This window comes from Streptomyces sp. NBC_00490 (genome assembly GCF_036013645.1).
GTDB lineage: Bacteria > Actinomycetota > Actinomycetes > Streptomycetales > Streptomycetaceae > Streptomyces > Streptomyces canus_F.
Map to the genome: position 1 here is coordinate 4404993 of NZ_CP107869.1, position 19702 is coordinate 4424694.

A 19702-nucleotide genomic window follows, 5' to 3' on the forward strand; every position below is an offset into this window, starting at 1 on the left:
GAGGGCCATTCCGGTTGGGCGTCTTCTCGCCAATTCTCGCGCACGCACATCCCCCCACGGGACAGATCTGGGTGCGCATACGACGCCGAGCACTCGTCGATCGAACCGAGCCCCCACCCGGCCCGAGCGCCCCCTTTACCACAGCGTGCTCAGGCCACGAATGTAGCGCACCGACGGCCGATGTGTTTGCAGAGTGTCAGTTGTGGACATTGATGATCTTCATGTCAATGGCCGGAATCCATGCCCCGGCAGGCCGGTGAAGCCACTTCTCGGCCGCGGAAAGTTCGGCCGCCGCGCGACGCAACGCGTCGATTCCGGGGTGCACCAGCCCCTTGCGCCACACCAGTGACACGGGTGACAGGGGCATCGGATCGACGAGCGGGCGCAGCACGGTGTTCGGCATGGCTGGAAAGTCCACTACCGCGAGGACGGGGTTGCGTGTTCTGGCCATGACACGCCGGAACTCTTCGTGACCGATCGCGAGCGGCGCGGGCGAGGCGACCTCGATCCCCCGTCCGTCGAACAGCCGGCGCGCGAGATCGGTCCACTCCGGCGTACGGGGGTTACCGGCCCCCGCGTACACGTCCTCCCCCGCCAGCTCGGCCAGCGGCACCTGCGCCCAGGCCGCCAGCCGGTGGTCCTCGGGCAGCACGACCGCCATGGGCTCGAAGCGGACGATCTGGTGGTCCAGGCCCGCCCGCAGCGCCGGGGCCAGCCCCGCGTACCGGCCGAAGGAGGCGTCGAGGCGGCCCGCGAGCACCTCGGCCGCCGCACCGGTCAGACCGCTCTCGAAGCGGGCCATCAGCTCGATGTCGGGGGCGAGTTCACGGGCCCGGTGCAGCACCCGGCTGCCGGTGCCCAGGCCCGGTGAGTTGATGTCGACCAGCAGCGGCCGCACCGGTCCGAAGGCGGCGATCAGCGCGTCCTGCGCGTCCAGGACCCTGCGGGCGTGCGGCACCAGCCGCTCCCCGTCGGCCGTCAGCGTCACCTGCCGGGTGGTCCGTACGAAGAGCTCGGCGCCCAGCTCCCGCTCCAGCCGCCGTACGTCCCGGCTGAGCGCCTGCTGGGCGACGTAGAGCCGGGCCGCGGCACGGGTGAAGTGCAGTTCCTCGGCGACGGCGAGGAAGGCGCGCAGGAGGCGGGCGTCGAGGTGGGTCGGGGCGGGCATCCCGCGAACCTACAACGCAGGTGCGTGAATGCCCACCGATCAGGTGTTGGACCCCCTGATCACTCCCGGGCGACGGTGGACCCATGCCGCAGCCCCTGTTCACGACGACCGCGGACACGCTCGTCGCCGTCGACTTCACGCCCCGGACCCGTCACCGGGAACCCGGCCCCTACCGCCGCCTCTTCTCCCACCCCGGCACCCGCGCCTTCACCGCCGGAAACCTCCTCGCCCGCCTGCCCATGGGCATGTTCAGCGTGAGCGCCGTCGTCATGATCGTCGCCGCCCGGGACTCGTACGCCCTCGCCGGCGCCGTCACCGCGACCGGCCTCGCGGCGACCGCGCTGGTCGCGCCCTGGACGGCACGGCTCGTCGACCGGTACGGCCAGGCCCGGGTCGCCGTACCGGCCACGCTGCTCGCGGCGCTGGGCTCGCTCGCCCTGGTGCTGTGCGTCCACCGGGGCGCACCCGACTGGACGCTGTTCGCCGCGTACGCCGCCACCGCCACCACCCCCAACACCGGCGGCATGTCCCGCGCCCGCTGGGCCCATCTGCTCAGGGGCGACGACAAGGCCCTGCACACCGCGAACTCCTTCGAACAGGCCGCGGACGAACTGTGCTTCATGCTGGGCCCGGTGCTGGCGGTGGTGCTGTGCGGCTCGCTCGCCCCGGAGGCGGGGACGCTCGTCGGGGTGGCCCTGCTGGTGACCGGGATCCTGGCGTTCGCGGCACAGCGGTCGACGGAGCCGCCGGTGTCCGGCTCGCTCCGCAGGACCGGGGCCCCGCTGCGCGCCCCCGGCATCCCCGCGCTCCTCGCCGTCTGCCTCGCCATGGGCGCGGTGTTCGGGTCCATGGAGGTCGTCACCCTCGCGTTCGCCGACGTCCGGGGACACCCCTCGGCGGCCGGTGTCGTCCTGGCCCTCCAGGCGGCCGGTTCCTGCGCGGCCGGCCTGCTGTACGGCGCGTGGAAGCCGTCCGGTCCGGCCGAGCGGCGCTATCCGTGGTGCGTGGCCGCGATGACCGCGCTGATGACCCTGCCGCTGCTCGCCGCGTCCCTGACCGGCTCCCTCCTCGCCCTCGCGGCGGCGCTGCTGATCGCCGGGATGGCGACGGCGCCGACGATGGTCACCGGTATGACACTCGTCCAGGAACACACCCCCGAGGGCCGCCTCAACGAGGGCATGACCCTCGCCGTGACCGGCCTGCTCGGCGGGATCGCCGGGGGCAGCGCGCTCGGCGGCTGGACGACGGAACACGTGTCGGCGACGGCGGGATTCGGCGTACCGGTCGCTGCGGCGGCGGTGGCGCTGCTGATCACGCTGGGGCGGGTTCGTTTCGCCCCCGCCGCCCCTACCCGTCCCATCCCTGGGGGCTGCGCCCCCAGACCCCCGCTTCGGCCCTGAACGGGCCTCGTCCTCAAGCGCCGGACGGGCTGGAATTGCCTGAACCTGCGATGAGAGGCGCAGCCCCCGGCGGGTGGGTGGGGGCTCGGGACGGCGGCAGCCTCGTCCCGGGATGCCGGAGGGGCTGAGCTTGATTCAGCCCCTCCGGCGTTTGAGGAGCGGGGGTCCAGGGGGCAGCGCCCCCTGGGAGCGGGGGCGAAACACCCGGAACCGCGCCCCAATTCGCGCGCACCCCATTGACGCCCCCACAGCTCGCACATACCTTCGCCCGTCGAAGCGCTTCGACGTCACGCGTCGAATCGATTCGACGATCCCCGTCGAACCTCGCCGCGTGACGCCGCTCCGAGAACCATCCGGCTCCGAACTTCCCTGGAGGCACGGGATGTTGACGGCACGAAGGCGTGTGATGGCGACGGCGGTGGCCCTGACCGGGTCACTGCTCCTGGCCTCCTGCGGAGACTCGGACAATGGGTCGTCCGAGGACGGCAAGACGCTCAAACTGTGGCACTACGAGGCCCCCAACAGCGCGATGGGACAGGCCTGGAACGAGGCGATCAAGGAGTTCAAGGCCAAGCACCCGGGCGTGAAGGTGGAGTTCGAGGAGAAGGGCTTCGAACAGATCCAGAAGACCGCCCCGATGGTCCTCAACTCCTCCGACGCGCCCGACGTGATGGAGTACAACAAGGGCAACGCGACGGCGGGCCTCCTGTCCAAGCAGGGGCTCCTCACCGATCTCACCCAAGAGGCGACCACGCGCGGCTGGGACAAGAAACTCGGCGCGAGCGTCCGCACCACCAGCGTGTACGACACCAACGGCGTGATGGGCTCCGGCAAGTGGTACGGCGTCCCCAACTACGCCGAGTACACGATGGTCTTCTACAACAAGGACCTCTTCGCGAAGTACAAGATCGCCGAGCCGAAGACGTTCGACGAACTGACCGCCGCGATGGACACGTTCGTCCGGAACAAGGTCACCCCGCTCGCCAACGCCGGCGCCGAGTACATCGCCCAGCAGTACCTCTACCAGCTCGCCCTGTCGAAGGCCGACCGCTCCTGGGTCGACTCGTACGAGCTCTACAAGGGCAAGACCGACTTCCACGACACCGCCTGGAGCCACGCCGCCGACACCTTCGCGGACTGGGTGAAGAAGGGCTACATCGCCAAGACCTCCAGCAGCGCCAAGGCCGAGGACGCGGGCGTCTCCTTCATCCAGGGCAAGTCGCCGATCCTGTTCTCCGGCAGCTGGTGGTACGGCCGCTTCGTCGACGAGGCGAAGTTCGACTGGGGCACCTTCCTGTGGCCCGACTCGAACCTCACCCTCGGCTCCGGCGGCAACCTCTGGGTCGTCCCCAAGGGCGCCAAGAACAAGAAGCTGGCCTACGACTTCATCGACATCACCATGTCGAAGAAGATCCAGAACCTGCTCGGCAACAAGGGCGGTGTCCCGGTCGCGGCCGACGCGAGCGCCATCACGGACCCGAGGTCGAAGGCCCTCATCGACAACTTCAACGTCCTGTCCGAGCGGGACGGCCTGGCCTTCTACCCCGACTGGCCGGTCCCCGGCTACTACGACGTCCTCGTCTCCGAGACCCAGAAGCTGATCACGAACAGCGAGCAGCCGGACGGCTATCTGGACGCCCTCCAGGAGGCGTACGACAAGGGCGCGCCGAAGCAATGACGGTGACCGTCGAGAAGAGGGTGACCAGCGAAGAGACCCACGCCGGTCACCCTCGCCGCCCCCGCGACTCCTACGCCCTGTTCCTCCTCCCCGGCGTCCTCGCCTTCCTCACCGTCATCGTCGTCCCGTTCCTGATGAACACGGGCGTCAGCTTCACCGACTGGCAGGGCGTGGGCTCCCCCAGCTGGACCGGCCTCGCCAACTACCGCGAGCTGATGGACGACTCGGAGTTCTGGGAGTCGTTCCGGCACAGCCTGTTCATGGTCCTCGCCATGGCGGCCGTGCCGACGGCGGTCGGACTGGTCCTGGCCGCCGCGCTGTTCGACTACATCGGCAAGCACTTCGGATCGAGGATCGTCGCGGTCCTGCGCGCCTGCTTCTACCTCCCCCAGGTGTTGCCGATCGCGGTCGCGGGCATCGTCTGGAGCTGGATCCTGGCTCCCACCGACGGCTCCCTCAACGAACTCCTCAAGGCCGTAGGGCTGTCGAGCTGGCGGCAGGACTGGCTCGGCGACCCCGACATCGCCCTCTACAGCGTCATGGGCGTGATGGTCTGGGTCCAGCTCGGCTTCCCGCTGGTCATCTTCATGGCGGGCCTGCAACGCGTGGACCCGCAGCTGCACGAGGCGGCCGAGCTGGACGGCGCCGGCTGGTGGCGCCGGTTCTGGCACATCACGCTGCCGCAGATCCGCCCGGAGATCTACGTCGTGCTGACGTGGTGCACGATCGCCGCGCTGAAGGTCTTCGGGGCGGTGTACGTCCTGACCAAGGGCGGCCCGGGCGGCGCCACGAACGTCCCGTCCTACTTCTCCTTCACCACGTTCTTCGAGAAGACGCAGGTCGGCTACGGCGCCGCCATCTCCACCGTCCTCACGGTGATCATCCTGGCCCTCTCCTTGATCGGCCTGAAGCTCCAGACCCGCGCGGGGACAGCATGAGCACCGCACTGCGCCGCTACCCCGTCCTCGTCGCCCTGTGCGTCGCGGCCCTCTTCATGGTCGTGCCCTTCCTGATCGTCGCGGTCAACGCGGTCAAGTCGCCCGCCGAGTACTCCCAGAACGGCCCGCTGAGCCTGCCCGACGGCGTCTACCTGGACGGTCTGAAGGACTTCTGGGAGCGCGTCGACTACAGCCAGAAGCTCTTCAACTCCCTGCTGATCAGCGGCGCAGTCGCAGTCCTCGCGGTGATCCTGTCCGTCCTCAACGCGTACGCGATCGGCATCGGCCGCATCAAGGGCCGCACCTGGGTGCTGGCCTTCTTCGTGCTGGCGAACATGCTGCCGCAGGAGGCGCTGGTCTACCCGATCTACTACCTGAGCAAGGAAGCCGGGCTCTACGACACCAGGCTCAGTGTGATCATCGTGTTCACGGTGATCCAGGCGGCGTTCGGCACCTATCTCCTCTCCTCCGTCCTCGGTCAGTTCCCCCGCGAGATCATCGAGGCCGCGAAGATCGACGGCGCCGACAAGTGGCAGATCCTGTGGCGGATCGTCGTCCCGGTGAGCCGCCCCACCATCGGCGTGCTGCTGGTCTTCTTCTTCATCTGGACCTGGAACGAGTTCCTGCTCCCCCTGGTCATGCTGATCTCCAACGACAACCAGACGGTGTCGGTGGCCCTCGGCGTCCTCCAGGGCCAGCGCCTCATGGACGCCACCATGACCAACGCGGCAGCGCTCCTGGGCGTGCTCCCGGCCATCGTCTTCTTCCTTCTGTTCCAGCGGACCCTCACCCGCGGCATCGCCGTGGGTGCCGTCAAATAAGGAACCCCCACATGAAGTTCACCGACGGTTACTGGCTGCTGCGCGAAGGCGTCACGGCGGACCACCCCGCCCAGGTCCTCGACGTCACCCCCACCGAGTCCGGTCTGGAGATCCACGCACCCTCCCGGCCCATCCTCAGCCGCGGCGACCTGATGACGGGACCGGTCATGACCATCAACGCCCACACACCGATGCCGGACGTCGTGGGCGTCACCTTCACCCACTTCGAGGGCGAACAGCCCACCGGCCCCGCCTTCGAGCTCAGCACGGACCACCCCGCCGCACAGATCTCCTACGACGACGACCACGCGATCCTGACCTCCGGCGACCTCTCGGTCCGCTTCGCCACCCAGGGCCCCTGGCACCTCGACTTCCGCGCCCACGGCCGGATCCTGACCAGCAGCGGCCACAAGAGCATGGGCATCATGCGGGACGCGGCCGGCGGCCACTATCTGCGCGAGCAGCTCAACCTCACGGTCGGCACCAGCGTCTACGGCCTCGGCGAGAGATTCGGCCCCCTGGTCAAGAACGGCCAGGTGGTCGACATCTGGAACGCCGACGGCGGCACGACCACCGAACAGGCCTACAAGAACGTCCCGTTCTATCTGACCGACGCGGGCTACGGCGTCTTCGTCGACCACCCGGGCAAGGTCTCCTTCGAGGTCGCCTCGGAGGCGGTCTCCAGGGTGCAGTTCAGCGCGGAGACCCAGCAGCTGACGTACTACGTCATCCACGGCCCGACGCCGAAGGACATCCTCCGCAAGTACACCGCCCTGACCGGCCGTCCGGCCCTCCCGCCCGCCTGGTCCTTCGGCCTGTGGCTCTCGACCTCCTTCACCACCTCCTACGACGAGGAGACGGTGACCTCCTTCATCGAGGGCATGCGGGAACGCGACCTCCCGCTCTCCGTCTTCCACTTCGACTGCTTCTGGATGCGCGAGCACAACTGGTGCGACTTCGCGTGGGACCCACGGGTGTTCCCGGACCCCGAGGGCATGCTCAAGCGGCTCAAGGAGCGCGGGCTGCGGGTCTGCGTCTGGATCAACCCGTACATCGCCCAGCGCTCCCCGCTCTTCGCGGAGGGCAAGGCGCTCGGGCATCTGCTGAAGCGGCCGGACGGCAGGATCTGGCAGTGGGACCTCTGGCAGCCGGGGATGGCGATCGTGGACTTCACCAGCCCGGCGGCGCGCGAGTGGTACGCGTCCAAGCTGGAGGGGCTGCTCGCGCAGGGCGTCGACTGCTTCAAGACCGACTTCGGGGAGCGGGTGCCCCTCGACGTGGCCTGGTCGGACGGCTCGGACCCGGAGCGGATGCACAACTACTACACCTACCTCTACAACCGCACCGTCTTCGACGTGCTGCGCGAGCACCGGGGCGAGGAGGAGGCGGTTGTCTTCGCCCGGTCGGCGACGGCGGGCAGCCAGCAGTTCCCGGTCCACTGGGGCGGCGACTGCGAGGCGACGTACGAGTCGATGGCGGAGTCACTGCGCGGCGGACTCTCGCTGGGCCTGTCGGGGTTCGGGTTCTGGAGCCATGACATCGGCGGCTTCGAGGGCACCCCGACGCCGTCGCTGTTCAAGCGGTGGCTGGCCTTCGGCCTGCTGTCCTCCCACAGCCGGCTGCACGGCAGTTCGTCGTACCGCGTCCCGTGGCTCTTCGACGAGGAATCGGTCGACGTGCTGCGGCACTTCACCCGGCTCAAGCTCCAGCTCATGCCGTATCTGTACGAGGCCGCCCGCACCGCCCACACCGAGGGCGTGCCGGTCATGCGGGCGATGGTGCTGGAGTTCCCGGACGACCCCGGGTGCGCGCATCTGGAGCGGCAGTACATGCTCGGCCCCGATCTGCTGGTGGCGCCGGTCTTCAGCGACTCCGACGACGTCGCCTACTACGTCCCCGAAGGCACCTGGACCCACTTCGTCAGCGGGCGGACGGTCACCGGCCCGCGCTGGGTCCGCGAGCAGCACGGCTTCCTCAGCGTGCCGCTGCTCGTACGGCCCGGTGCGGTGATCCCGGTCGGCGCGGTGGCCGACCGGCCCGACTACGACCACGCCGACGGGGTGACCCTGCGGGCCTACGGCCTGGAGCGGGGCGCCCGGGTGACGGTACGGATCGGGGAGGTGGCCTACACCGTCGTACGCGAAGGGGACACGCTGCGGGCCTCGTGCAGCGACCCTTCGGCGCCGTGGGCGCTCGCTGCCGGGGAGCGGGTCGGGCGGGCGCAGGCCGGGACCGGGTTTCTCACGGTGGAGCTGGGCTGATGGTGAAGATCACTGATGTGGCCCGGCACGCCGGAGTCTCCCCGAGCACTGTCTCCTACGCGCTCAGCGGCAAGCGCCCGATCTCCGAGGAGACCCGGCAGCGCGTCGAGGCGTCCATCCGCGAACTGGGTTACCGGCCGCACGCGGGCGCCCGGGCCCTGGCCAGCAGCAGATCGAACGTGCTGGCGCTGGTGGTGCCCTTACGCACCGGGATCCACGTCCCGGTGGTGATGCAGTTCGCGGTGTCGGTGGTGACGACGGCACGGCGCCACGACCATGACGTGCTGCTGCTGACGCAGGAGGAGGGCGAGGACGGGCTGCGCCGGGTCGCCGACACGGCACTGGTGGACGCGATGATCGTCATGGACGTCCAGCTCGACGACCCCCGGCTGCCGTTGCTGCGCTCGCTGGAACGGCCGTCGGTGATGATCGGGTTCCCGGCCGAGGCGGACGGTCTGACCTGCATCGACCTCGACTTCAAGGCGGCCGGCGAGGCGTGCGTGGAGCATCTGGCGCGGCTCGGGCACCGGGTGGTCGCGCTGGTCGGGTCACCGCCCGAGGTGTACGTCCGCCAGACCGCGTTCGCCCAGCGCGTGGTCCAGGGTTTCACCGCCGCCGCGGACCGGGGCCGGCTCGCCTCCTCGGTCCACCCGTGCGAGGCCTCGCCCGCCGCCGCCCGCCAGGTCGCCGAGCACCTGCTGCGCGAGCAGCCCGCGTTGACCGGGGTCGTCGTCCACAACGAGGCGATCCTCGAACCCCTCATCGACGCCTTCGAACAACTCGGCCTGCGCGTCCCCGCCGATCTCTCCGTCACCGCCATCTGCCCCGACGAACTCGCCGGGAACCTCCGCGTCCCCGTCACCTCGGTCGACCTGCCCTCCGCCGAGGTCGGCACCCGGGCCGTGGAGCTGCTGATGAAGAAGCTCGACCGCAAGACGGTGCCCGAGGCGACGCTGCTGCCGCCCCGCATGACGGAACGCGCGAGCACGGCGCCGAGAAACGCCCCCTGACCCCCACGGATGCCCCTGTGTGCCCGTAGATGCAAGGCCCTACCCGAAGGAGCCGTGACATGAGAGGCAGCAAGAGACGCAGAGCCACACTCGTGGTGGCGCTGGCCCTGATCGCGGGGCTCGGCGCCACTGTTCCCTCCCACGCCGAGACCCCGTATCCCTTCCGCGACCCCTCCCTCAGCGTGGACCGGCGCGTCGACGACCTGCTGGACCGGCTGACCCTCGACGAGAAGATCTCCCTCCTCCACCAGTACCAGCCCGCCATCCCCCGCCTCGGCATCGAGTCCTTCCGTACCGGCACCGAGGCCCTGCACGGCGTCGCCTGGCTCGGCGAGACCACCGTCTTCCCCCAGGCCGTCGGGCTCGCCTCCGCCTGGGACCCGGCCCTGATGGAACAGGTCGGCTCGGCGGTCGGCGACGAGGCACGCGGCTTCCAGCAGGAACGCCCGGCGGGCTGGGGCCTCAACCTCTGGGCGCCCGTGGTGAACCCGCTCCGCGATCCGCGCTGGGGCCGCAACGAGGAGGGCTACAGCGAGGACCCCGCACTGACCGGCGCCCTGTCGACGGCGTACGGCAAGGGCCTGACCGGCGGTGATCCCGATCACCTGAAGACCGCGCCCACCCTCAAGCACTACCTCGCCAACAACAACGAGTGGCACCGCACCACCACCTCCTCCGACCTGCGCCCGCGCGTCGCGAAGGAGTACGACGAGGCGGCCTTCAGACCGGCGATCGAGGCGAACGCGGCGACGGGGGTCATGTCCTCGTACAACCTCGTCAACGGCCGCCCCGCGACGGTGAATCCGGACCTGGACGGCGTCGTACGGAAGTGGACCTCCTACGACCTCCTGAACGTCACCGACGCCTTCGCCCCGGGCAACCTCCCCGGCGACCAGAAGTACTACCCGAGCGTGACGGAGGGCGACGCCGCGGCCGTGAAGGCCGGCATCGACAGCTTCACCGACAACGACGCGAACTCCTCGGTGACCACCGGCGCGATCACATCCGCCCTGCAGCAGGGCCTGTTGAAGGAGTCGGACGTCGAGGAGGCCGCCGGGCACATCCTGTCCGTGCGCGTCCGGCTCGGCGAGTTCGACCCGGGCGGCGGCAAGTACGGCGCGATCGACAAGTCCGTCATCAACAGCCCCGCCCACCAGAAGCTGGCGCGCAAGGCGGCCACGGAAGGTGCCGTGCTGCTGAAGAACCAGGCGGGCGCCCTGCCGCTGAAGAAGTCCGCGAAGGACGTCGCCGTCGTCGGCCCGCTCGCCGACACCCTCTACACCGACTGGTACTCGGGCACGCTCCCCTACGCGGTCACCCCGGCCGACGGCATCGCGGCCAAACTCGGCACCGCCGTCACGACCAACGAGGGCGTCGACCGGATCGCGCTGAAGAACGCGGAGACGGGCCGTTACGTCACAGCGGGCACGGACGCGGACGGCGAGCCGCTCAAGGAGACGTCCGCCTCGGACACGAGCGCCCAGTTCGACGTCTTCGACTGGGGCGCGGGCATCGTCACCCTGCGCTCCGCCGCCAACGGCAAGTACGTCGGCTACAACTGGGCGAACTTCGTCAACGACCAGGCACAGCCGAACGGCTGGTACGTCCAGCAGCAGTTCAAGCTGGAGGAGCAGCCGGACGGCACCTACCTCCTGCGCTACGCCGGCTACGAGACCGAGGAGCCGTGGTGGGGCAACCCCGTCTACCTCGGCCCGGCCGGCGCGGACGGCACGCTCGGCCTGGTCGCGAAGGACGCCGCCGCGCACTACACCAAGGACGTCGTCCGCAGCGGCGTCGACGAGGCCGTGGCCGCGGTCAAGGGCAGGGACCACGCGGTGGTCGTGGTCGGCTCCAACCCGTCGATCAACGGCCGCGAGGCCCACGACCGCACCGACATGGGCCTGGCCCCGGCACAGGAAGCACTGGTAAAGGCGGTCAAGGCCGCCAACCCGCGGGTCGTGGTGATCGTCGAGAACAGCTACCCGACCACCCTCGGCGCCCTCCAGAAGGAGGTCCCGGCCCTCCTGTGGACCTCCCACGCGGGCCAGGAGACCGGAAACGCCCTCGCCGACCTCCTCTACGGCGACGCCAACCCCTCGGGCCGCCTCACCCAGACCTGGTACCGCTCGGAGTCGGACCTCCCGTCGATCCTCGACTACGACATCATCAAGTCCGACCGCACCTACCAGTACTTCAAGGGCAGCCCGCTCTATCCCTTCGGTCACGGGCTCTCCTACACGTCCTTCCGCTACGGCGGACTTCACAGGACGGCCGACGGCTACGAGGTGAAGGTCACCAACACCGGCGCCCGCACCGGCGACGAGGTCGTCCAGCTCTACGCCCACCAGCGCGTCTCCCGCGACAAGCAGCCCCTGAAGCAGCTGGAGGCCTTCCAGCGGGTGACGCTGAAGCCGGGCGAGACGAGGACGGTCAAGCTGAGGCTGGCGAAGAAGGACCTCGCGCACTGGGACGTCACACGCTCCAAGTGGGTGGTGGAGCAGGGCACCTACGACATCCTCGCCGGCTCCTCCTCCGCCGACATCCGCACCCGCACGACCTGGCAGGTGTCCGGCGAGACGATCCCGGCCCGCGTCCTGTCCCGCACGACCCGCGCCGAGAACTTCGACGACTACGACGGCACACGTCTCGTCGACGAGTCGAAGGAACGCGGTACGGCCGTGGGGGCGACGGGCGACCGGGCGTGGCTGAAGTACGGCGACGCCCGACTCGGCTCGGGCGCCTCGACGTTCACGGCCCGCGTGGCCGGCGCGTCCGGCACGGTCGAAATCCGGCTGGGCTCCCCGACCGGCACCCTCGCCGGTACGGCGGACTTCGGCGGCACCTCGTCGCCGTACGCCTACGAGACGGTGACCACCGACCTCTCGCGCGCGGCGAAGGGCCGTACCGACGTCTACCTGGTGCTGAAGGGAGCGGGCCTGCGCCTGGCGACGTTCAGCCTGGACTGAGACCGCGTGGCGCGGGCCCTCCGCCTCAGCAGAGGACGGGCTTGCGCCACGCGCACTCGAGGTCGCCGCCCCGCGCTGTCCTCGGCTCGACCAGCGTGGCTGCCTCCTCCGTCGACTTCGCGAGCGTGACCACGATGGCGTCCTCCAGCGGCTTCACGGAGGACGCCAGGTAGTTGTTCAGCACGATGCTGAAGACCAGCTCACGTCCGCCGGCGTCCGTGACGTACCCGGAGAGCGCCGACGCCCCCGTCAACGACCCCGTCTTCGCCCGTGCGTTGAGTGCGGCGGCCGTCCCGCACATCCGCGTCCGCAGCGTGCCGCCGACGAACCGGTCCGGGTCACAGGCGACCGGCAGCGAGCGTTTCCAGTCCGCGTACCAGGGCTCGGCGCGCACGGCGAGCAGCAGCTTGGCGAGCTGTCCCGCGGGGAAGTTGTCCATCCGCGACAGCCCCGAGCCGTCGACCTGCCGCACCTTGGCGGTGTCGACGCCGATGCCCTTGAGGTATCCGGCGATGGCGGCGAGCCCGGCGCTCCAACTGCCCTGCTGCGACACCTCGTAGCCCATGGCCTTGGTGAGGATCTCGGCGTGCATGTTGTTGGACAGCTTCATGAACGGGATGAGCAGGTCCTTGAGCGCCATGGAGTCGTGCGACGCCAAAGGCCTCGCTCCGGCCGGTGTCCGCCGTCCGAGCCGGTTCGGGCCGGTGACCTTGACCCCGTGGTCGGCGAGCGCGTCACGGAAGACGGCGGCCGCGTATCCGGTGGGCTCCCAGACGGTCATCCACTCCTTGGCACCCGCGCCGCCCACGGGTGTCGTACCGCTGACGACGATGTCGTTCGTACCGTGCTCCCGCTCGACGGCGAGGGCGTTCGCACCACCGGCGGCGACGGTCGTGGCCCGCACGTCGATGTCGACGTAGTCGGTGTCGGGTGTGACGGTGACAACCGGCTCGTCCCCCGCCGCCGCCCCCGGGGCGACCGTCACGATCACGGTCCCGGTGTCGTAGTCGGTGTCCGGGGCCACGCTCAGCGCGCTGATCTGGGCCGCGTAGTAGTACGACTCGTCGTCCCAGGCCCAGTCGCGCCCGAGCCGCTGCGCGTCGAACCGGGTGTCGTCGGCGATCAGCCGCCCGTCGACGCGGGTCACGCCGGACGCGGCGACCTGGGCGGCGAGCCTGTCGTAGTCGGCGGCGAGCAGGGTCGGATCGCCGGTGCCGCGGAGGTAGAGGTCGCCGCGGAGCACGGAGCCCGAGCGTCGCCCGTGGGCCAGGACGTCCGTGGTGAACCGGTACCCGGGTCCGAGGATCTCCATCGCGGCGGCCGAGGTGGACAGCTTGGTGTTGGAGGCGGGCATCAGCCGGGTGCTCGGCAGATGCTGGTACAGCAGCTCACCGCTCGCGGCATCGGCGACGACGACACTCGCCACCCCGCCCTCCATCCGGGCGTCGCCCAGGACGGTGTCGATGGCCTCGGGAAGGCCGGAGCGGTCCGAGTCCGCTCCGGCCTGTGCGCCGGGGCCGAGGACGGCGGCGACGAGCGCCACGGTGACGGCCCAAGTCCATTTGCCTCTGTGGGGGTTCATGTCGGCCGAGCATTCCGGATCCCGGCGCTCCTCACCAGAACGCCTCTCAGCCGCCCAGCCCCCAGGCCACCCCCATCCGGTACGCGGCACACAGGTTCACATCGAGGATGTACGCCCCCGCGGTCCCGCACTGCGCGCTCCCGCTGCCGGGGTCGACGGGCTGCCCGTGCCCCATGCCGGTGACGCTGTACGTCTCGACGACGGTGGTGCCGCCCGCGTTCGTGTACGTCCGATGCGGATATCCGGCGACGGTGTCGCTCACGTCCGCGACCTGGTCGCCGCCCTGCACATCGGTCCACTGCTCGACGAGGTCGCTCATGTTCACGGGCTTCACGGTGTAGTCGGCGGTCCCCTGGAACGCGACCAGCCTCGGCCAGGGTCCGGCGTACCCGGGCCGCGCGGCCCGCACCCGGTCGCCCCACTGGCCCGGCGTCTGCGTGGCCCCGACGTACATGCACACATACGGCGACCCGGCGGCCTGCGCACACCCGTACGGCAGCCCGGCGACGATCCCGCCCGCGGTGAACTTCTCCGGGTACGCGGCCATCATCACGGCGGTCATCCCGCCCCCGGCGGACAGCCCGGTGACATGCACCGGCCCTCCGGAGACATCGCCGACCTGCCGTTCCACCATCTGCGCGACGGAGGCGGCCTCGCCCTGGCCGCGTGCCATGTCGCCGCTCTGGAACCAGTTGAAGCAGAGCGAGGCGTTGTTGGCGGACTGCTGCTGCGGCAGCACCACGGAGAAACCCCACCGGTCGGCGAGCTGCGTCCACCCGCTGCCGGTGCCGTATCCGGAGGCGTTCTGTGTGCACCCGTGCAGCGCGACGACGACGGGGCGCCCGGCGGGCAGCCCGTCGGGGACGTACCGGAACATCCGCAGCGCGCCGGGATTGGTCCCGAACCCGGTGACCTCCTGGACGGAGGAGGCGGAGGCGGGCGTCGGGGTCAGGAGGACGGCGAGGAGGGCCGTCAGGACGGTGAGCAGGGTCGCGGCTCTGGTCTGTGTCATGGGGAGGGACCGTAGAAGCGTGAACGAGCCCCCGATATGGGGTCGCGCACCACAACGGGCGGGCCGACCGTGGGGCTACCAGACCCCTCCGTAGGTCACCGTCCGCCCCGGACCCACCTCACGGGCGAGCCGCTCGGTCAACTCCCGGCCCACGTCCCACAGTCGGTCGTGGGCCGCGGTGAGCGCGGCGTCGTCCCGGTCCGTCAGCCAGGTGTCCATGGCGGCGGTGACGTCCCGCGCCCACCGGTTCAGGTCGTCCACCAGACCGTCGGAGAGATCGAGGGCGGCGGCGGGGTCGTCGGGGGCGAAGTCGCCGAAGCCCTCGGCGTGCAGCGGGTGCCACTTGTACTCGCACTCGACGACAAGGTGCAGCGGGTGGGGAGGGGTGCCGTGCGCGTCGAGGGACCAGTACAGCTGCCCGCACCCCCAGCACACGGTCTTGTCGGTGCGGTGCCGCTCGTCCCGGTACCGCACCACCCATGCGGGACCGAGCTGCTTCGCCAGCGCCCGGGCCACCTCCAACCCCTGCTTGACGTGCTTGCGCAGAGCCGGCCGGGCGGTGAAGCCGCCGGGCGGACGGGCCTGGATCCACGCGCGCAGCCGGTCGGTGAGGTCGGCGGGCAGCTCGGTGGCGAGGCCGGTGGACAGGTCGTCCCACGGCGGATCCGCGTCGGCGCGCAGCAGCAGCTGCCGGGGTTCGGTCTCGTCGGTCAAGGCACGTCCGTGGGTCATGGCGGCATGGCAAAGGCCCCGCCGCTCGAAAGCTACGGGGCCTCGCCCACATGGGAAATGGTGGAGATGGCGGGAATCGAACCCGCGTCCAACGGTGCAGAATCAGGGCTTCTCCGTGTGCAGTTCGCTGTGATTTTCTCGGCCCCGGCGATCACGCGAACAAGTCGCCGACGGGCCCAGTCACTGTTTGATTTCCCATCGAACCCCGTGACCGGGCTCGATGGTTTAGTTCCCTAGATTATGCCAGGATCCGGGTCGGGAACACTCCCGGGCTGACACCCGTTAGGGCCTCCGCTCACTGCTTATTAGGCAGCGAGGGCGAAGGCGCGGGAATCGCTCTTGTTAGTGGCGATTATTGGTTGCGACATATGGTTTACGAGATCATTGCCGCTTCCTCGACACGCTTCCCCTGCTTCGACATCCGCTGTCGAAACCGATCATCCCCATGTTGTTTTTTCAATCCCCTCCGAAGAGGGGCGCGCACCTTCGCTGAGGTGCTGTACCCATCGTACGTGACCAACGCACCGGGGTGCCAGCCTATTCCTACTGGCCCCGCTGCCTGCGCTTCGCCGCCGCGATCGCCCGGTCCGACTCCCGCCGGTCCTGCTGCTCACGCAGGGTCTGCCGCTTGTCGTACTCCTTCTTTCCTCGCGCGAGGGCGATCTCGGCCTTGGCCCGGCCGTCCTTGAAGTACAGGGCGAGGGGCACGATCGTGTGACCCGTCTCCTGGGCCTTCGACTCCAGCTTGTCGATCTCCTCGCGGTGCAGGAGCAACTTGCGCTTGCGGCGCACGGAGTGGTTGGTCCAGGTGCCCTGGTGATACTCGGGGATGTGGGCGTTGTGCAGCCACGCCTCCCCCTGGTCGATCTGGACGAAGCCGTCGGTCAGCGAGGTCCGTCCTTCGCGCAGCGACTTGACCTCGGTACCGCTCAGCACGATGCCGGCCTCGTAGGTGTCGATGATCGCGTAGTCGTGCCGGGCCTTCTTGTTCTGGGCGACGATCTTGCGCTTGCCGCCCTTCTCGCCGTCCCGGCCCGTGGCGGCCGTCCCGCCCTGCTTGGGCTGGGACTCCTTCGGTACGTACATTCCCTTGCTCATAGTGCCGCCCATTTTCGCACTACGGAGGGGGTGGACGGGAAGTCGTTTACGACGGGGGGCCCAGACCGCTCAGGACCGTCTCCGCGCGCTCGATCATCTGCTGGTCGGCGTCCAGGTCGGGGGTGATGCCCTTGCCGTCGACACCACGCCCGGACGGCGTCCGGTAGTGACCCACGGTCAGCTCGGCGACCGACCCGTCGGGGAGCCGGCTGGGCATCTGCACCGAGCCCTTCCCGAAGGTGCGGGACCCCACGACCACCGCGCGCCCCCGGTCCTGCAACGCGCCGGTGAGCAGCTCGGCCGCGCTCATCGTGCCGCCGTCGACGAGCGCGACCAGGGGTCTGGTGGTGTCGCCGCCGAGGTCGGCGTGCAGGGCCTGCTGGGCGCCGTCGACGTCGTAGGTGGCGACGAGGCCGCCGTCGAGGAAGGCGGAGGCGGCGGTGACGGCCTCGGTGACCAGGCCGCCGGAGTTGCCGCGCAGGTCGAGGATGACGCCGGAGGCGGCGGGGGCCTGTCGTACGGCGGTGCGGACGGCGTCGCCCGAGCCCTTGGTGAACGAGTCGATCTTGATGACGGTGATCCCGCCCGCGAGCTGCCGGACGGTGACCGAGTCCGTGGACAGCCGGGCCCGCCGCACCGTCTCGTCCCACGCGCGCGTGCCCCGCTCCAGCCCGAGCGTGACCGCCGTACCGGCCGGCGCGTCGGTGGCGTCACCGCGCAGTAAGGAGACCACCTCGGTGACGGGACGCCCGTCGACCTTCCGCCCGTCGACACTGCGCAGTCGGTCCCCGGCCCGGACCCCGGCGACGGCCGCGGGCGACCCGGCCCGCACCTTGGTCACCTCGATCCGCCCGCCCCGCTCCCGCCGTGCCCACAGCCCGACGCCGGTGTACCGCCCGTCGAGGGCCTCTTCGAACTCCTCGTACTCCCCCGGCGAGTAGACGGCGCCCCACCGGTCCCCACTACGGCTGACGGCCCGCTCGGCCGCCTCCACGGGCGACTTCCCGGCGGCCATGGCCTCGGCGGCGGCGTCGGCGACGTTCTCCTGCCGCCCGGCCGGCACGGCCGAACCCGCCCTGTCCTGCGTGCTTTTCCGGTCGGCTTCGGGCAACGACCCGGTCGCGGCCCCCGCCACCAGCACACTCGCGAACACCAACGTCAGGGCCGCCCCGCGGCCGATGCGACGGGGCTGACAGAACAGGTCTCGGCCTGACATGCGGGTGAGTCTAGGACAACGCGAAGGGCCGCACGGGCGGTTGCCCGTACGGCCCTCTTGGCATGTGTCACACCTTGAGGTACTTGCGCAGCGCGAAGAACGCCGCCAAGGCCGGCATCAGCAGGCTGGTCGCCAGGATGAGCGGGAGTTTCGTCAGTACGGCGTCCCAGCCGATGAAGTTGATCAGGTTGAGCTTCTCGGACAGGGCCAGGCCGTGGTCGATGATGAAGTAGCGGGCGACCACCAGGAATCCGCAGGCGACCGTGCCTCCGATGAGCCCGGCGACCGCGGCCTCCATGATGAACGGGGCCTGGATGTAGAAGCCCGAGGCGCCGACCAGGCGCATGATGCCGGTCTCGCGCCGTCGGCTGAACGCGGAGACGCGCACCGTGTTGACGATCAGCATCAGGGCGACGACCAGCATGAGCGCCATCACCGCTCGCGCGGCCCAGTTCATGCCGTTGAGAAGGCCGAAGAGGTTGTCCAGGATGCCCTTCTGGTCCTGCACGGACTGCACGCCGTCCCGGCCGTCGAAGGCGGTCGCGACGACCTGGTACTTCTCCGGGTCCTTCAGCTTGATGCGGTACGACTCCTGCATCTGGTCCGGCGTGAGGGAGGCCGCCAGCGGGGAGTCGCCGAACTGCTCCTTGTAGTGCTTGTACGCCGCGTCCTGGGACTCGTAGGTGACCTTCTCGACGACCGACATCTTGTCCAGGTCGCCGAGGATCTCCTTCTTCTGGTCGTCGGTCACCGCGCCCTTGGCGCAGTTGGGGTCGGACTCGGCGTCGCTCTTGTTGCAGAGGAAGACCGAGACGTTGACCTTGTCGTACCAGTAGCCCTTCATGGTGTTGACCTGGTCGCTCATGAGGAGCGACCCGCCGAACAGGGCGAGGGACAGGGCGACGGAGACGACGACGGCGAAGGTCATCGTCAGATTGCGACGGAGACCGACACCGATCTCGGACAGTACGAACTGGGCGCGCATGGCGTCTGGTTGGGCCTTTCCGTGGACTGTGCGGTCAGTGCTGGTAGCCGTAGACGCCGCGCGCCTGGTCGCGGACGAGGCGGCCCTGCTCCAGCTCGATGACGCGCTTGCGCATCTGGTCCACGATGTTCTGGTCGTGCGTAGCCATCAGCACGGTGGTGCCGGTCCGGTTGATCCGGTCGAGGAGCTTCATGATGCCGACGGAGGTCTGCGGGTCGAGGTTGCCGGTGGGCTCGTCGGCGATCAGCAGCTTGGGCCGGTTGACGAAGGCCCGCGCGATGGCCACGCGCTGCTGCTCACCACCGGACAGCTCGCCCGGCATCCGGTCCTCCTTGCCGCCGAGCCCGACGAGGTCGAGCACCTGCGGCACGGACTTGCGGATCTCGCCGCGCGACTTGCCGATGACCTCCTGCGCGAAGGCCACGTTCTCCGCGACCGTCTTGTTCGGCAGGAGCCGGAAGTCCTGGAACACCGTCCCCAGCTGGCGGCGCATCTGCGGCACCTTCCAGTTGGAGAGGCGAGCGAGATCCTTGCCCAGGACGTGCACCTGGCCGTGGCTGGTCCGCTCCTCGCGGAGCACCAGCCGCAGGAAGGTGGACTTTCCGGAGCCGGAGGACCCCACGAGGAAGACGAACTCGCCCTTCTCCACTTCCAGGGACACATCCCTGAGTGCGGGGCGGGTCTGCTTGGGGTAGACCTTGGAGACGTTGTCGAATCGGATCACGGATGCACCACGGTTAGCCGGGGGTAGATGAGCGTGACCTTACGCGACCGGGGTGTGCGGGCGCAGGCGCCGGTTGCGGTTGCGTGCCGGATGTGCCTTTTGTGTACCTGC

15 protein-coding genes and 1 other RNA gene are annotated in these 19702 nt (G+C 69.8%); 7 read left to right on the forward strand and 9 right to left on the reverse strand.

The features are described from left to right. Positions 1-196: 196 nt before the first annotated feature. Complete coding sequence (locus tag OG381_RS19845; protein WP_327717412.1) at positions 197-1168, reverse strand: LysR family transcriptional regulator; 972 nt, start codon at positions 1166-1168, stop codon at positions 197-199. Positions 1169-1251: 83 nt separating this feature from the next. Between OG381_RS19845 and OG381_RS19850 the strand changes: the two genes are divergently transcribed. The 7 genes from OG381_RS19850 (at position 1252) to OG381_RS19880 (ending at position 12242) form a co-directional block, all read left to right on the forward strand. After that, positions 1252-2568: an MFS transporter gene (locus OG381_RS19850; RefSeq protein ID WP_327717413.1), complete on the forward strand. Its 1317-nt coding sequence runs from the start codon at positions 1252-1254 to the stop codon at positions 2566-2568. Positions 2569-2974: 406 nt separating this feature from the next. Beyond that, positions 2975-4246 (forward strand): ABC transporter substrate-binding protein, encoded by a 1272-nt coding sequence (locus tag OG381_RS19855; protein ID WP_327717414.1) that lies wholly within the window; start codon positions 2975-2977, stop codon positions 4244-4246. Then, complete coding sequence (locus OG381_RS19860; RefSeq protein WP_327717415.1) at positions 4243-5184, forward strand: carbohydrate ABC transporter permease; 942 nt, start codon at positions 4243-4245, stop codon at positions 5182-5184. The genes OG381_RS19855 and OG381_RS19860 overlap by 4 nt, the downstream gene beginning before the upstream one ends. Further along, on the forward strand, positions 5181-6005 hold the full coding sequence (locus OG381_RS19865; RefSeq protein ID WP_327717416.1) for a carbohydrate ABC transporter permease: 825 nt from the start codon (positions 5181-5183) through the stop codon (positions 6003-6005). The genes OG381_RS19860 and OG381_RS19865 overlap by 4 nt, the downstream gene beginning before the upstream one ends. Before the next feature lie 11 nt (positions 6006-6016). After that, positions 6017-8266: an alpha-xylosidase gene (gene yicI / locus OG381_RS19870; RefSeq protein WP_443061915.1), complete on the forward strand. Its 2250-nt coding sequence runs from the start codon at positions 6017-6019 to the stop codon at positions 8264-8266. Further along, positions 8266-9276, forward strand: a complete 1011-nt coding sequence (locus OG381_RS19875) for a LacI family DNA-binding transcriptional regulator (protein WP_327717417.1) — start codon at positions 8266-8268, stop codon at positions 9274-9276. Before yicI ends, OG381_RS19875 begins: the two co-directional genes overlap by 1 nt. A 59-nt stretch (positions 9277-9335) precedes the next feature. Then, the gene (locus OG381_RS19880) at positions 9336-12242 is read left to right on the forward strand and encodes a glycoside hydrolase family 3 C-terminal domain-containing protein (protein ID WP_327717418.1); all 2907 of its coding nucleotides are present in this window, start codon (positions 9336-9338) and stop codon (positions 12240-12242) included. 25 nt (positions 12243-12267) lie between these two features. Here the strand turns inward: OG381_RS19880 and dacB are convergent, their stop codons facing one another. The 8 genes from dacB to ftsE form a co-directional block, all read right to left on the reverse strand. Further along, complete coding sequence (dacB, locus tag OG381_RS19885) at positions 12268-13824, reverse strand: D-alanyl-D-alanine carboxypeptidase/D-alanyl-D-alanine endopeptidase (RefSeq protein ID WP_327717419.1); 1557 nt, start codon at positions 13822-13824, stop codon at positions 12268-12270. Positions 13825-13870: 46 nt separating this feature from the next. Further along, positions 13871-14836 carry an extracellular catalytic domain type 1 short-chain-length polyhydroxyalkanoate depolymerase gene (locus OG381_RS19890; RefSeq protein ID WP_327717420.1) on the reverse strand — a complete coding sequence of 322 codons (966 nt, stop codon included), beginning with the start codon at positions 14834-14836 and terminating at the stop codon, positions 13871-13873. A gap of 75 nt (positions 14837-14911) precedes the next feature. Then, positions 14912-15568: a hypothetical protein gene (locus tag OG381_RS19895; RefSeq protein ID WP_327717421.1), complete on the reverse strand. Its 657-nt coding sequence runs from the start codon at positions 15566-15568 to the stop codon at positions 14912-14914. Positions 15569-15626: 58 nt separating this feature from the next. Next, positions 15627-16013: a transfer-messenger RNA gene (gene ssrA / locus OG381_RS19900) on the reverse strand. A gap of 98 nt (positions 16014-16111) precedes the next feature. Beyond that, positions 16112-16654, reverse strand: coding sequence for an SsrA-binding protein SmpB (gene smpB, locus OG381_RS19905; RefSeq protein ID WP_327722510.1), 543 nt, complete (start codon positions 16652-16654; stop codon positions 16112-16114). A 58-nt stretch (positions 16655-16712) separates the two neighbouring features. Continuing rightward, on the reverse strand, positions 16713-17882 hold the full coding sequence (locus OG381_RS19910; protein WP_327717422.1) for a S41 family peptidase: 1170 nt from the start codon (positions 17880-17882) through the stop codon (positions 16713-16715). 67 nt (positions 17883-17949) lie between these two features. After that, complete coding sequence (gene ftsX / locus OG381_RS19915; protein ID WP_327717423.1) at positions 17950-18867, reverse strand: permease-like cell division protein FtsX; 918 nt, start codon at positions 18865-18867, stop codon at positions 17950-17952. A gap of 34 nt (positions 18868-18901) precedes the next feature. Further along, positions 18902-19591 (reverse strand): cell division ATP-binding protein FtsE, encoded by a 690-nt coding sequence (gene ftsE, locus OG381_RS19920; RefSeq protein ID WP_030780423.1) that lies wholly within the window; start codon positions 19589-19591, stop codon positions 18902-18904. Positions 19592-19702 lie beyond the last annotated feature (111 nt).